Here is a 13,032-nt window from a genome sequence, read left to right on the forward strand (position 1 = left end):
GTGGAATCCTGCGGTCGCGCGGCATCAGGCACCAACTGGTGGTGCGCAGGATGATCGAGCCAGCCTCGAGGTACGAGGCGACCCGCTCGGCGAGCGCCGGGTCGAGTGCAGCCAAGTCCCCTCGCAAGCGGGGGGTCCGCGACTCCGGGTCGAAAATGCTCAGGAACTTCATGCCGTGTCTCCGCTCGTTCACCGTGGTTTGAAGGTCTTTCACTCGCCGGTCGGCGGGTCCACCGGGTAGTACAGGCCGGTCACGGGGTCGAACTCGGCCGCCGAGACCACCGGTTAACTGCCATGGGACATCGACCATACCGGGGCTGTGGGGGCGGTCACGTCCACGCCGACCTCGTCGGCCAGCTGCTGGGCGAAGCCGTTCTCGGTCGCACCCGTGTCGCAGGAGAACAGTCGGATGTGATCGGTCCCGTTCCAGCTGGTGTTGTCCTTGACGAACGCTGCGAACTCGGAGGCGTTCATGTCGGCTCCGTTCACGCCAACGGACTCGGGCGAGCCGTGCACGTCCAGGACGTACTCCCCGTCGTAGGCGGGGACGTCGAAGGCCGCGGGCTGATCCTTCTCGGGGAGGAACGACGCCCCCACCGGTGTCTCCTGCATCGAGTCTGCGAACACAGAGGCCGCGTCGTGGGGCGCATCGACCGTGTCGACGACCTCGGGCACCACTCCTGCCGCCGCAGGCTCGGCGAGCCACTCCTCGGGGTCGGCAGTGTCGGGCTGCGGCGCCTCGGGGACGTCGACCACCTCGGCCGGCGCACCCCAGTCGATCGCGTCCGCCTCGTCCAGGACCGGCGCGGAATCGACGGACGCGTCGGCCGTGGCTTCGAACGACGACTGGTCCCAAGCGTCCACGCTCACGGCGCCGTCCTCAGGCTGGCGGCCCGGTCCTGCACGCGACCTGGTCGCGCAGGGGGTGGCCTTGGGGCGCGATGCGGTCCAGGCCGCCACCGCGCTGACCGCCGGCTTCGACGCCATCGTCAGCTGCGACCGCGACTTCTACGGCATCCCCGGGCTGGCGCGGATCAACCCCGCCCATCTCGCCGGCCCGCTCCCCTGAGCTCGCCCGCTGAGGACTAGCCTCAGGCCCATGCGCACCAGCACGGACCGGCTGCCCGGACTGACCCTCACCAACCTGTTCCTCGACGTCCCCCTCGACCACGCCAACGACGGCGCGGGGACCATCGAGGTGTTCGCGCGCGTCGTCACCGGCGAGGACGGCGAGGGCAAGCCGTACATGGTCTTCCTGCAGGGAGGGCCCGGCAGCGAAGCCCAGCGCCCGTCACTCAACCCCGACAACCCGGGCTGGCTGCGCCGTGCGCTGGAGGACTACCGGGTCGTCATGCTCGACCAGCGCGGCACGGGGCGGTCCACGCCGTTCGGGCCGGCGTCCGCTCCCGGCACCAGCGCCGAAACCGCCGAGTACCTCACCCACTTCCGCGCCGACGAGATCGTCAACGACTGCGAGGCGGTCCGCGAAGCCCTCGGCGTCCGGCAGTGGACCGTCCTGGGCCAGTCCTTCGGCGGGTTCACCGCGCTGCACTACCTGTCGCTCCACCCCGGCAGCCTCGCGGGCGTCCTCATCACCGGCGGACTCAGCGCCGTTCAGCACCCGATCGAGGACATCTACGCAGCGACCTGGCTCACCATGGTGGAGAAGTCCGAGCAGTATTACCGGCGCTTCCCCGGCGACCGCGACCGCATGCGCAACCTCTCCCGCCTGGCCGCCGCAAGCGAGGTCGTCCTGCCGAACGGTGACGCCGTCTCCCCCGCCCGCCTGCGCACGCTGGGACACAAGCTCGGCGCCCAGGGAGGCGCGGAACAGCTCCATTTCCTCCTCGAACGCGACCCCACCTCGCTGGCGTTCCGCCACGACCTCGCCGACGCCCTCCTGTTCGGTGGACGCAACCCGCTGTACGCGGTGTTCCACGAGTCCAGCTACGCCGACGGCGTCCGGACGCGGTGGGCCGCCGACCGAACCATGCCGGACGCCGTGCGTGACGACCCGACGCTGCTGGCCGGCGAACACCTCCACCGCAGCCTGTTCGACGAGGCATCCGACCTCATCCCCTGGGCCGAGACGGCCGACCTGCTCGCCGAGCACCCGTGGCCGCAGCTCTACTTCCCCGACCGGCTCGCCCAGGCCGACGTACCCGTCGCCGCCGCGGTCTACGCCTTCGACGCCTACGCGCCGCTGGAGTTCTCCCTCGAGACCGCCGCGCTGCTGCCCGACTGCCGCACCTGGGTGACCAGCGAATACGAGCACAACGGCCTGCGCATGGGCAGCGGCGTCCTCGACCACCTGCTCGGGCTGCTGTCGGGACGCCGCTGGTTGTAGGGGGTTCACCGGGTGACGATGGTCCGCGGGGACAGGTCCATGCCGTGCCCGGTCGCGGTGTTCGTGCACTCGACCGTGTCCTCGCAGTTCACGCACTGGAAGTCGCCCCACCGCAGGCCGGCGCCGTAGTCCAGCGACGCGACCTGGGCGTCGCCGTAGTACGCGCTGGGCACGTAACCGCCGATGCCGAACGCCTCGACCCAGCGGGTGAACTCGCCCTCGTACGGCAGCGACGCCGGGTCGGTCGCGCACCCGTAGCTGGCCTCGCCATCGGCGAGCCGCACGTAGGTGACCCAGTCGAGGCCGTCACCGGGGCACGCCTCGGACGCCTCGGGCAGCGTCCCCGTGTACTCCATCGGGATGTCGCAGCGCACCTCGTCGGGCGAGATGGCGCACGCGACCGTCGAGCCCTGACCGGTGAAGTAGGCCACGTCGGTCGCCCAGCCGTCGGCCAAGTCGAGGATGGTAGGCTCGATGGGGTCGTTCGGGTCGGGCCCCTCGTTCTCGTCAGGCCCGTCGGTCGGCGGCAGCGGCTCGTCGGTCAGCACCCGCTTGGGCAGGTTGTTGCACACCCCCTCGCCGATCGGGTGCTCGACGGCGGCGGTCAGCCACACGTCCTTCTCGTCGATGACCAGCAGCCCCGGCACGTGCAGCTGGGCCGCCTTGTCGGCGGGCCATTCCTCGACGACCATGCGCTTGAAGTTCAGCGCGGTGTCGTCGACGCAGAAGCTCACGTCCGTCATCCCGGACGCCGCGGGCCGGCCGGGTGCGTCGGGCCGGGTCGCCTCGGGGGCGGCCTTCGGACCGGCGACCGCCGGGACGACGGCGACGAGGGTGACACACGCGGCGGTGGCGAGTGCGGCGGCGATGCGCTTGATGGTCATGTCCGTTCCTCTCTCGACGAGTCCTGCGGGCCCCTTGATGCCGTCTGTAGGCATCGGACCGGCCCGGAAGTTGCAGCGCGAACCCTGCAACTTCTGGCTTGCGTGAGCCGTAGTGTCTGCGGCAGGAGTGACCGGGAGGCACCGACATGTGGGGCATCACGCGGGAGCGGGACGCGACCTTCGCGCAGTTCGCCGAGGACGCCACGCGCTCCCTCAGCGGCACCGCGTGGCTGCTGTGCGGCGACCGCGAGCAGGCCCACGACCTCGTGCAGACCGCGCTGCTCAAGACCTACCTCGCGTGGCCGCGCGTGCGGCACGACGACGCCCTCGCCTACGGGCGCCGGATCCTGGTCAACGCGAGCGTCGACGCCTGGCGCAAGCGCCACGGCGATGTGGTCTCCGACGAGGCCGTGGAGGCACACGCCCCCGCGTCGGCGTCCGGTTTCGAGTAGGTCGAGGAGCATGATCCCGTCGGTCGCATGCTCGCCACCCTGCCCCCACAACAGCGCCGGGTCGTGGTGATGCGCTACTACGCCGACCTCTCCGAGCGCGAGGTCGCCGACAGTTGGGCCTGTCGCTGGGCGCCGTGAAGTCGAGCGCCGCCCGCGGGCTGGCCTCGCTCCGCGCCCGCTACGCCGAGGAAGGACTCCTGTCATGAACTCCTTCGAGGACCTCCTCCGCCGCGACCTCCAGGCGAGCGGTGAACGCAACGCCTTCGCGGTCGATGTCGACCCCGCGGTCGCCAACGGCCACCGTACGATCCGGCGCCGGGTGTTGACGACGTCCGCCCTCGGGTTGGCCGCCGTCGTCGGCCTGGGCGGGGCCTGGTTCCTCCGACCCGGGACGCCGCAGGTGGCGGCCCCTGCCCCCACGGTCACCCCCTCCGTGGTTTCGCCGGTGCCGTCCGCACCGGCGGAGACAGCGCCGCCGTCGGTGTCGCCGACTCCCTCGGCCCCCGCCAGCTCCCCTTCGCCCGCAACCACGTCGTCCGTACCCGCCCAGCCGGTCGACGTCGCCCGGTGGGCCTCGCCGAGCGTCGACTTCGCGTCACCCACGACGCGGATCGCGTGCGCGCTGCGGCCCGGCTCGGTGACCTGCGCGATCCCCATGGAGTTCACCGGCACGGTGCCGGAGGTCGACTGCGTCGACGGCCCGGGACCTGCCACCGAGGTGTACCTCGCCGACGGCGCCCCGGTGTACTCGTGCGCGAGCGACTCGGCGGCGTTCCCGACCCGGTCGGGTGGCACCGGGTCGCGCGGGCAGATGTGGACAAGCTCGCGACGTTCTCCACAGATTCGAACACATTGTTCTAATTGTCGGTGGTGGTGTCTAGCGTTGGGTGCATGGACGAGCTGACCTCCACCGGTGTTGCGGTGGCTGGTGCGCGCTCGCTGCTGAGTTCGGTCGACCACGAGGGGCGTCGCCGGTTGGACGCCGAATCCCGGCTCGCGCTCGTCACCGAGGTCGTGGCACTGGGGCGGCAGGTCGAGGCGTTACGGGCGGTGCTGATCGCGGAGGCGGATCGGGCGAAGGCGGCCGAGACCGCGCGGGGTACGAGCATCAAGACGTTGCTGGCGGTGTCCGCGAAAGTCACCGCCTCGGAGGCGGCGGCCTGGGTTTACGGCGGCCAGGAGATCACCGCCCACGCCAAGGTCGCGGAGGCGACCCTGGCCGGCGACGTGTCAGTCGCCCAAGCTAGGTCGATCGACCACGTGTTGGGCGAACTTCCCGCCACGCTGAGCCCCGACCAGCGGGCCCGCGCCGAAGAGATCTTGCTCGACAAGGCGGCCTTGGTGGACGCGAAGGACCTCGCCAAGCAGACCCGCCACGTGCTGGAGCAGGTTGCTCCCGAGGTGGATGTCGTCGAGGACGAGCTCGCCCGGCTGGATGCGCAGCGCAAGCAGGCCTGGGCCGGACGATCGCTGGTGTTCAGCAACGACCGACGCGGGAGTGTCCTGTTCAAGGGACAGCTCCCGACCCTGGAGGGTGAAGCCTTCAAGCGGCTGGTGGAGTCGCATGCGCTGAGCAACCGCCGCGCGATGGAACAGGCAGCCGATCGCCACGACGAAGCCGGCCTGCGGAGTTTCGAACAGCGCACCGCCGACGGCCTCATCGGCCTCATCGCAGGACGCACCCCTGAGCACCGGTTCCCTGAGCCTGTCGAAGGGTCCACCCGGACCAACCCTCCCGCGAAACCAAGCGTGGTAGTCACCCTCTCGTTCGACGACCTCCTCAACCGGATCGAGCAGGCCGGCCTGCTGGCCAGCGGCGAGCAGGTCACCGCCGGTGAACTGCGCCGGCTCGCCTGCGACGCGAACATCGTCCCGATCGTGCTCGGCTCGGCCAGCCAGCCCCTTGATGTGGGCCGTGACCAGCGCCTGGTCACCCCCGCCATCCGCAAGGCCCTCGAGGCCCGCGACAAGGGGTGTGCGTTCCCGGGCTGCCGGGTCCCAGCCTCGGGGTGTGAAGCGCACCACATCGTCCCCTGGTGGCTGGGCGGCGACACAGCCCTGAACAACATGGTGCTCCTGTGCCCCCACCACCACGGCACCGTCGAACCCTCGCGGTTCTTCGACCGGAGCTCCCCACCCACCCGATGGACCGTCCACATCGACGACGACGGACACCCCGTCCTCACCCCACCCAGCCGCCCCGGGCAACCAGCCAGCCAGACACCCCTGCGCAACCAACGTCTGGTCGACCAGCGAGCCCTGCCCACACCCGAACCCGAGCCGGACGCACCCCAGGGTGTCCTCCTCGAATAGCCCCTCAGGCGGCCGGGCGGCTCCCGGTCGCCAGCGCGAGGGCAGCCGGGTCGTCGGGGATGTCGTCGACGGTGCGGATGTCGACGATCTCGCAGCCCGTCAGCACACCGCTGAGAGAACGGAACGTCCGCGTGAACGGCACCAACACGAAGGCCACCCCCACGACCACCACCCAAGGGATGTTCGCCCACGAGTCAAGGTTCAGCCACTGGTCCAGCACCAGCGTGAGCATCATCGGCCCCGGCACCACGTGCGCGCGCAGGAGGCGCTGGGCGAGCGTCCCGTGCGTGCGCTGACCCTCGGCGTCCCGCCACAGGGGCGTGAGCCACACCGCGAACTGGCCGCCGGACGCCGCGTACCCGCCCCACGGCGGCACCACGAAGCAGACGATCCACGGGATGACCACCGTGATCGCGAAGCCGGTCCAGCCGAGCGACGCGATGCCGCCGGCGGTGTCGACACCCAGCACCAGCGCCCCCACCAGGGTCAGCACCGACAGGATCATGGACAACACCGTGAACGCGAAGGCGTCCGCGAGCATCCCGAGCCAGCGGCGCACCATGGTCACCGGACGCGGCACGTGCCGCTGCACCGACAGCTCGCGGGCGCGCGGCATCCACGCAAGCAGCAGCGGGGCGACGAGGCCGCCCACCAAGGCGCCGAGGGTGTTGGTGAGCACGTCGTCCACGTCGAAGGTCCGGTAGGCGCACGGGTAGATGCCGTACAAACCGGTCAGCTGTGCCGTCTCGATCACGACGGACGCCGCCAGCCCGCTCAGCGTCGTCACCAGCAGCCCCCGGTGCAGGAACTGCCGCACCACCACGCCCCAGGGCACGAACAGCACCACGTTGAGCACGACCTGCAGCACCGTGAACGACCACAGCCCCTCCGGCAGACCGACCCTCTCGAGCGCCCGAGCGATGTCGCCCACGAAAGCGAACGGCTCCACCTGGGCGGCGGGCGCGACCGAGCAGTCGAGGGTGTCCCGGTCGGGGAGCGGCAGCCACGTGTAGGTGAGCAGCGCCGTCGTGTACGAGGCGAGCCCGAACGCGCCCAGCAGGCGGGCGGGGTGGGGGCGTCCGTACCGCCGGTACTGCCAGACGACAATCGGCACGAACGTCAGGACGAAGACGATCAGCGCGTTGACCAGCGCGAGCTGGCCCTGTGCGATCCAGGTGGACATGCGTGAACCTCAGGGGTGGGGAACGGCCCCGAGCCTACGCCCGCCCACAACTGCCGGTGCACCCGGTTCAGATCAGCCCGCGCTCGTACGCCACCCGCACGGCCGCCGCCCGGTCGGAGACGCCGAGCTTCTCGTAGACCCGCGACAGGTGCGTCTTGAACGTCGTCTCGCTCACGTGCAGGCGTGCGGCCGCCTCGCGGTTGGTGCCGCCCGCCGCGAGCTCGCGCACCACGTCCGCCTCGCGCGCGGTGAGCGCGACCGCCGGCCCACCGCGTCCGGCCAGGGCGGCGAGGGCGGACGCCGACAGCACGGGGCGTCCGGCCGCCAGGTCGCGTACGGCGCGGATGAGGTCGGTGCGCGGGGTGTCCTTGAGCAGGTAGCCGTCGGCGCCCGCGGCCAGCGCCGCGCGGATGTCGTGGTCGGTGTCGTACGTCGTCAGCACGAGGATGCGCTGGCGTGCGCCCGAGGCCCGCAGCGTCCGGATCGCGTCGACGCCGTCGCCGCCGGGCATGCGCAGGTCCATCAGGACGACGTCGGGGTCGTGGTGGGCGACCATCGCGACCGCTTCGGGCCCGGACGCCGCCTGCGCGACGACGTCGAGGTCGTCCTCGCGGGTGAGAATCGCGACGATGCCGTCGCGCACCAGCGGGTGGTCGTCGGCGATGACGACGGTGATCATGGGGCCTCCTTCGTGAGGGGGTCGCTGAGGGGCACGGACGCGACGAGCCGGGCGCCCTCCCCCGGCGCCGAGGTGAGGTCGAGGCGTCCGCCGACCGCCGCCAGCCGCTCGCGCATGCCGCGCAGGCCGAAGCCCGTGACGGACGCGGTGGGGTCGAATCCGACGCCGTCGTCCTCGATGGTCAGCGATGCCGAGGCCGGGCCGTACTCCAGCACCACGTCGGCGCGGCGGGCCCGGGCGTGCTTGGCGACGTTGGCCAGCCCCTCCTGGGCGACCCGGATCAGCACGTCGTCGTGACCGGACGCCGCCGCCCGGCCGAGCACGCGCAATTCGCCGCCCAGCCCGGTGCCCGCGCGCCACTCGCCGAGCAGGTCGTCGAGGGCCAGCGGCAGGTCGGCGTCGTCCAGGCGAGGCGACGCGAGCGCCTTCACCGCGCGGCGGGCCTCGGCCAGCGCCTCGCGGGCGGCGGCGTCCACCACACCGAGCCGGCGGTCACGCTCGGCGGCGTCCGGGGCGGCGGAGGCGGCGTCCAGCTGGGCGATGATGGCGACGAGGTCCTGGGCGACGGTGTCGTGGATCTCCCGGGAGAGGCGGGCGCGCTCCTCGGCGATGCCGGCCTCGCGGGCCTGCGCGACGAGCTGGTCGCGCAGGGACGCCGACCGCTGCTGCTCGGCGCGCAGCTCGTCGTTGGCGCGTCCCAGCTCGACGAAGAGGGCCTCGCGGCGCCGGTCGAGCATGAGCATCAGGCCCGTCACGGCGAGGTTCACCGCGACGAACGCCGCGTACACCGCCGGGATGAACAGCACCGACCGCGGCCCGCCGACCTGCGCGATGGCGATGACCAGCGCGACGCCGACCATCCCCACCACCCTCTGCACCGGCTGCGGGAACCGCGCCGACTCGTAGTAGCCGATGAACAGGTAGAGCCCGAACGCGGGCGACAGCCACACGGCCACGGCGGCGAGCGCCAGGTTGAGCCAGAACAGGACGACCGCCCGCACAGGCGACCCGGGGCGTCCGCCCACGACGCGCACGGCCGCCATCGCCACGGTCAGCACGACCAGCCACGGCAGGTCGGCCACCCGCACCACCGGGACGCCGGCGTACGCCATCACCACGGCCGCGACCAGGCTCGCCGCGAGCAGGCCGAGCGGGACGGCGAACGGGAGGGGATCCCGGCGGGTGGTCATGGTGGTCATCCTGCCGGAGTTCACTCCCACCGGAACGTGCGTACCGCGACGAGGGCGCCGGCCACGGTCCAGGCGGCGAGCACCACGAACGGCTGCCACGACGGCTGGACGCCGACGGTCGCGTCCAGCATCGCCTGCGCGGCGGCGCCGCCGGGCACCAGATCGGTGAGCGTGACGAGCCAGTCGGGGAAGAGCTGGCGGGGCAGCCAGAGTCCGGCGGAGAACCACATGAGGGCGGCGACGACGTTGCCCAGGCCGGCCGCGACCTGCGGCGAACCGACGACGGCCGCCAGCACCGTGCCGAGCGCGAGGAAGGCGAGCAGGCTCAGGAGCCCCGCGAGGGCGAACCAGCCGAGGTGCGTGGGCAGCCCCGCACCCGCGAGCGCCGGGATCGCCACGATCAGCGCCCCCACCAGCAGCCCGACGGCGGCGACCACGGTGAACAGCGCCGCCAGCAGCGTGGCCGGGGACGCCGGCGTGGTCCGCAGCCGGCGCAGGATGCCCGCCTGCCGGTAGCCGCCGAGGATCGCCGGCATGACGGTGAGGCCGAGTACTGAGGTCGCGAACAGCAGGATCGTGGGCTGGTACGTGCGCACCACCGGCAGCCCGCCGAAGTCGGCCAGCGGCTCGCGCGCCGCCGGGATCGCGGACATCACGACGATCGCCGCCAGAGGCAGCACGGCGCCGAACACCAGGGCGGCGCCCTCGCGCGACAGCAGGCGGGACTCGCTGCGCAGGTGCGCGGCGTAGGCCTTGGCGAACCGCGCCCGGGGCGGCGCGACGGTTGCAGTCGTGGGGGCGGTGGGCGTGGTCATCGGAGGGACCCTTCCTGGGTGGTGCTGGTGGGGGCGGACGCCGTGAGGCTGAGGTAGGCGTCGTCGAGCGAGGGCGCGGTGACGCGGAGCTGTCGGGCCGTGACGCCGTTGGACGCCAGCGCGGCGAGGACGGCCTGGGGCGAGTCGGCGTCCCCACGCACGACGACGCGTCCGCGGTCGAGGTCGACGGACGCGACGCCGGGGAGGCGACGGAGGGTGTCCGGGTCGATGGCGTCGTCGGCGGCGAAGGAGGTCTCCTGCCCGCCGGTGGCCGTGGCGATGGCGTCCGGGGTGCCGGAGGCGACGATGCGTCCGCCCTCGAGGATGGCGACGCGGTCGCAGAGGTAGGCGGCCTCCTCCATGAAGTGGGTGACGAGCAGCATCGTGACGCCGTCGTCGCGGAGCAGGCGCAGGTACTCCCAGATCTCGCGGCGGGCGGCCGGGTCGAGCCCGGTGGTGAGCTCGTCGAGGAAGGCGATGCGGGGGCGTCCGATCAGGGCGAGCGCGATGGAGAGGCGCTGCTGCTGTCCGCCCGAGAGCTTGCCGAAGGGCTGGTGGGCGTGGGCCGAGAGCCCGAACCGCTCCAGCAGCTCGCCGGCGGGGCGCGGGTCGGCGTAGAAGGCCGAGTAGAGGTCGAGCGCCTCGGCGACGCGCATCTTGTTCGGCAGGCGGCACTGCTGCAGCTGCATGCCGAGCATCTCGCGGAGGGCGAGGGGGTCGGTGGCCGGGTCCATGCCGGCGACGCTGACGGAGCCGCCGTCGCGGTCGCGCAGGCCGCCGATGCACTCGACGGCGGTGGTCTTGCCCGACCCGTTCGGCCCCAGCACGCCGAGGATCTCCCCCTCGTCGACGTTCAGGTCGATGCCGTGCAGCACCTGCCGGGAGCCGTAGGACTTGGTGAGGCCTGAGACCGTGATGAGTGCCATGCATCAAGCGTCCCGTCCGGGCGGCCCGGAAACCTCCCCCACCCGCCCCGACCTGGGGTCATCCGATCGGAGGACCCCCGATGCGCCGAGAGCCCCGGTGTTGTCCGCCGAGAGCCCCGGCCTTCTCCGCCGAGAGCCCCGGTGTTGTGCGTCGAGAGCCCCGGTTCCTTCCGCCGACAGCCCCGGTTCCTTCCGCCGACAGCCCCTCACCCCACCGGACGCGCTGCGCGATGGGTGAGCACCGCCGCCACGAGCGCGACCAGGCAGAGGAGCGCCACCGGGACGACGACACCGATCCAGCCGGAGCCCATCCACGAGAAGCCGACCGCCCAACCCACCACCGCAGAGCCGGAGTAGTAGAAGACGTTGTACAACGCCGTCGCCTGCGCCCGGATGTTCGACGCCGCCCGCGCCCCGACCCACGACGACGCCACGGCGTGCGCGCCGAAGAACCCCGCCGTCATGACGAGCAGGCCCACGATGATGACAACCACGTGGTCGACGAGCATCACGAACAGCCCGACGGCCATCACGAGGATCGACCCGACGAGCGTCTGGAACCGGCCGAACCGAGGGACGAGGCGTCCGGCCCAGCCGGCGCTCACAGTGCCGGCCAAGTAGGACGCGAACAGCCACGACACGAGCGCGGCGGGCAGGCCGAAGCCCGGCCCCTCCAGCCGGAACGCGAGGTAGTTGTAGACGGCCACGAACCCGCCGAACAGGGCGAACGCCGTCAGGTAGAGCGTCACCAGGCCTCGGTCGCGCAGGCAGCCGAGCACGCTGCGGGACAGGTCCCCGAGCGACACGCGGCGAACGACGTGTCCACGGGCTGCTGGCATGAGCGCGAAGAAGACCGCGGCCGCACCGACGCACAGCAGCGCCACCACGGCCAGCCCGGCGCGCCATCCCCAGAACCCCGCGACGAACCCGGCGACGAGGCGTCCGCTCATGCCACCCACGCTGGTGCCGGCGATGTACACCGCCGCCGCGGACGCCGTGAACCGTGCGTCGATCTCGTCGTGGAGATACGTCATCGCGAGCGCGGGGAGCCCGCCCAGAGCGAGCCCTTCGAGGAACCGTACCGCCAGCAGCACGTGCAGGAACGGGCTGAACGCCGCCAACACCCCCAGGATGGCGGACGCCGCAATGGCGGCCCGCATGGCGTTGAGCCGTCCGAAGCGATCGGCCGCCCACGACCACGGGACGACCGCGAGCGCCACGCCCAGCATCGCGAAAGAGACAGTGAGCGCGACGTCGCTCGGCGGCGCTCCCAGGTCGGCCCTCAGCACGGTGAGCAGCGCCTGCGGCGAGTGGAGTTGGGCGAAGGTCGCCACACCCGCTGCGCCGAGCCCGACCAGGATACGCCGGTACTCTCGCGACTCGCGGTGGTGTCCCGCCCAGTCCGACTCGGCCTTCACGTGCGCAGTCTACGAGCGGGACGCCTCGGGTCGCGTCGGGCGGTCGGCCGGGTCAGCGGTCCCGGACGACGACGGCCTGCAGTTCGCCCACGGGGAGTTCGCGAGAGTCCGCGATGTTCAGCGGGATGGTGCCCGTGTAGCCGATCGCGGACCAGTCGATGCCCCAGTGCGCGGTGGCTGTGACCGTGTAGGAACCCTTCGGCAGGGACGCCTTGGAGTACGTGTACCCGCAGGTCGGAGACGGTGCGCCCGCCTCGACGGACTCGGTGTACGGGGTCATCGTCGTGCAGCGAACGGCGGAGCCATCCCCCATCGCGAAAGTCACCCCGGACCGCTTGGCATCCATGCGGATCGTGATCCCGTAGCCGGACACGCTGGTCGCCATCCGGTCAGGAGTGTCGACCCAGAGCCACAGGGGATGCCCTACGACGGCCATGTTCCACTCGTTCACGGACGGGTCGGGCCCGAAGGTGGGGACCGAGTCCGGCAACCTGAGGCGGGCCACCAGCGTGCGCACGACCGACTCGACCTGGTCGCGCGTCGGGGGCGCCGCCTCGACGGCCTCGTCAGCTCGCTCGCCGGGGAGGCAATCGTCGACCTCGCGACCGGCATCCCAGCACTCGGGTGCGAACACCCTGCTGAACGACGCCGGCATCCTGTTCTTGCCATAGTCGTACTCGGGGACGGCGGGCCGCGACGACGTTGCCCGCTTTAGCGTGTGGTCGCGGCCGGCATCCCAGGCGTCCTCGGTCTGGTATTGCGGGTTCCGCGTCTGGGTGGCCGGGGTCTTGACACTCACGTCCACCCCTCTTTCGCTCACTTGGG

The 13,032-nt window shown here is 72.0% G+C and carries 15 protein-coding genes; 6 read left to right on the forward strand and 9 right to left on the reverse strand.

All coding sequences use genetic code 11. From position 1 onward, the window contains the following. Nucleotides 1–285: 285 nt before the first annotated feature. On the reverse strand, nt 286–870 hold the full coding sequence (locus tag ET989_RS05455) for a hypothetical protein (protein ID WP_131167550.1): 585 nt from the start codon (nt 868–870) through the stop codon (nt 286–288). 61 nt (nt 871–931) lie between these two features. Between ET989_RS05455 and ET989_RS14845 the strand changes: the two genes are divergently transcribed. Further along, entirely contained in the window at nt 932–1,069 is a 138-nt protein-coding gene (locus tag ET989_RS14845) for a hypothetical protein (RefSeq protein WP_165490050.1), read from the forward strand. A 30-nt stretch (nt 1,070–1,099) separates the two neighbouring features. After that, entirely contained in the window at nt 1,100–2,347 is a 1,248-nt protein-coding gene (locus tag ET989_RS05460; protein ID WP_131167551.1) for an alpha/beta fold hydrolase, read from the forward strand. Between the two features lie 5 nt (nt 2,348–2,352). Here the strand turns inward: ET989_RS05460 and ET989_RS05465 are convergent, their stop codons facing one another. Next, the gene (locus tag ET989_RS05465; protein ID WP_131167552.1) at nt 2,353–3,231 is read right to left on the reverse strand and encodes a hypothetical protein; all 879 of its coding nucleotides are present in this window, start codon (nt 3,229–3,231) and stop codon (nt 2,353–2,355) included. A 146-nt stretch (nt 3,232–3,377) separates the two neighbouring features. On the opposite strand from ET989_RS05465, the gene ET989_RS15470 reads away from it, so the two are divergent. The 4 genes from ET989_RS15470 (at nt 3,378) to ET989_RS05480 (ending at nt 5,996) form a co-directional block, all read left to right on the forward strand. Next, nucleotides 3,378–3,683, forward strand: a complete 306-nt coding sequence (locus tag ET989_RS15470) for a sigma factor (RefSeq protein ID WP_241656219.1) — start codon at nt 3,378–3,380, stop codon at nt 3,681–3,683. 27 nt (nt 3,684–3,710) lie between these two features. Beyond that, nucleotides 3,711–3,821: a sigma factor-like helix-turn-helix DNA-binding protein gene (locus tag ET989_RS15475; RefSeq protein ID WP_241656220.1), complete on the forward strand. Its 111-nt coding sequence runs from the start codon at nt 3,711–3,713 to the stop codon at nt 3,819–3,821. A gap of 64 nt (nt 3,822–3,885) precedes the next feature. After that, the gene (locus tag ET989_RS05475) at nt 3,886–4,587 is read left to right on the forward strand and encodes a hypothetical protein (protein WP_131167553.1); all 702 of its coding nucleotides are present in this window, start codon (nt 3,886–3,888) and stop codon (nt 4,585–4,587) included. Continuing rightward, nucleotides 4,575–5,996, forward strand: a complete 1,422-nt coding sequence (locus ET989_RS05480) for an HNH endonuclease signature motif containing protein (RefSeq protein ID WP_131167554.1) — start codon at nt 4,575–4,577, stop codon at nt 5,994–5,996. Before ET989_RS05475 ends, ET989_RS05480 begins: the two co-directional genes overlap by 13 nt. A gap of 4 nt (nt 5,997–6,000) precedes the next feature. On the opposite strand, the gene ET989_RS05485 is transcribed toward ET989_RS05480, so the two are convergent. The 7 genes from ET989_RS05485 to ET989_RS05515 form a co-directional block, all read right to left on the reverse strand. Next, a complete protein-coding gene (locus ET989_RS05485) occupies nt 6,001–7,179 on the reverse strand; it encodes a VanZ family protein (protein ID WP_131167555.1) in 1,179 nt (392 codons plus the stop codon). A 67-nt stretch (nt 7,180–7,246) separates the two neighbouring features. Beyond that, nucleotides 7,247–7,858: a response regulator gene (locus ET989_RS05490; protein WP_131167556.1), complete on the reverse strand. Its 612-nt coding sequence runs from the start codon at nt 7,856–7,858 to the stop codon at nt 7,247–7,249. Then, on the reverse strand, nt 7,855–9,048 hold the full coding sequence (locus tag ET989_RS05495; RefSeq protein WP_131167557.1) for a sensor histidine kinase: 1,194 nt from the start codon (nt 9,046–9,048) through the stop codon (nt 7,855–7,857). Before ET989_RS05495 ends, ET989_RS05490 begins: the two co-directional genes overlap by 4 nt. Nucleotides 9,049–9,068: 20 nt before the next feature. After that, the gene (locus ET989_RS05500; protein WP_131167558.1) at nt 9,069–9,863 is read right to left on the reverse strand and encodes an ABC transporter permease; all 795 of its coding nucleotides are present in this window, start codon (nt 9,861–9,863) and stop codon (nt 9,069–9,071) included. After that, nucleotides 9,860–10,789: an ABC transporter ATP-binding protein gene (locus tag ET989_RS05505; protein ID WP_131167559.1), complete on the reverse strand. Its 930-nt coding sequence runs from the start codon at nt 10,787–10,789 to the stop codon at nt 9,860–9,862. The genes ET989_RS05500 and ET989_RS05505 overlap by 4 nt, the downstream gene beginning before the upstream one ends. 206 nt (nt 10,790–10,995) lie before the next feature. Then, complete coding sequence (locus ET989_RS05510) at nt 10,996–12,207, reverse strand: MFS transporter (protein ID WP_131167560.1); 1,212 nt, start codon at nt 12,205–12,207, stop codon at nt 10,996–10,998. Nucleotides 12,208–12,259: 52 nt separating this feature from the next. Beyond that, nucleotides 12,260–13,006 (reverse strand): hypothetical protein, encoded by a 747-nt coding sequence (locus tag ET989_RS05515; protein WP_131167561.1) that lies wholly within the window; start codon nt 13,004–13,006, stop codon nt 12,260–12,262. Nucleotides 13,007–13,032: the final 26 nt, after the last annotated feature.

Origin of the sequence: Propioniciclava sinopodophylli (assembly GCF_004324755.1) — a bacterium.
Classification (GTDB): domain Bacteria; phylum Actinomycetota; class Actinomycetes; order Propionibacteriales; family Propionibacteriaceae; genus Propioniciclava; species Propioniciclava sinopodophylli.

Bases quoted from the DNA above. Each gene is read 5' to 3' on its own strand.
- ET989_RS15475 (WP_241656220.1), top strand. From the start codon at position 3,711: ATGCTCGCCACCCTGCCCCCACAACAGCGCCGGGTCGTGGTGATGCGC.
- ET989_RS05490 (WP_131167556.1), bottom strand. From the start codon at position 7,858: ATGATCACCGTCGTCATCGCCGACGACCACCCGCTGGTGCGCGACGGC.
- ET989_RS05495 (WP_131167557.1), bottom strand. From the start codon at position 9,048: ATGACCACCCGCCGGGATCCCCTCCCGTTCGCCGTCCCGCTCGGCCTG.
- ET989_RS05500 (WP_131167558.1), bottom strand. From the start codon at position 9,863: ATGACCACGCCCACCGCCCCCACGACTGCAACCGTCGCGCCGCCCCGG.
- ET989_RS05475 (WP_131167553.1), top strand. From the start codon at position 3,886: ATGAACTCCTTCGAGGACCTCCTCCGCCGCGACCTCCAGGCGAGCGGT.
- ET989_RS05460 (WP_131167551.1), top strand. From the start codon at position 1,100: ATGCGCACCAGCACGGACCGGCTGCCCGGACTGACCCTCACCAACCTG.
- ET989_RS15470 (WP_241656219.1), top strand. From the start codon at position 3,378: ATGTGGGGCATCACGCGGGAGCGGGACGCGACCTTCGCGCAGTTCGCC.
- ET989_RS05505 (WP_131167559.1), bottom strand. From the start codon at position 10,789: ATGGCACTCATCACGGTCTCAGGCCTCACCAAGTCCTACGGCTCCCGG.
- ET989_RS05465 (WP_131167552.1), bottom strand. From the start codon at position 3,231: ATGACCATCAAGCGCATCGCCGCCGCACTCGCCACCGCCGCGTGTGTC.
- ET989_RS05485 (WP_131167555.1), bottom strand. From the start codon at position 7,179: ATGTCCACCTGGATCGCACAGGGCCAGCTCGCGCTGGTCAACGCGCTG.
- ET989_RS05480 (WP_131167554.1), top strand. From the start codon at position 4,575: ATGGACGAGCTGACCTCCACCGGTGTTGCGGTGGCTGGTGCGCGCTCG.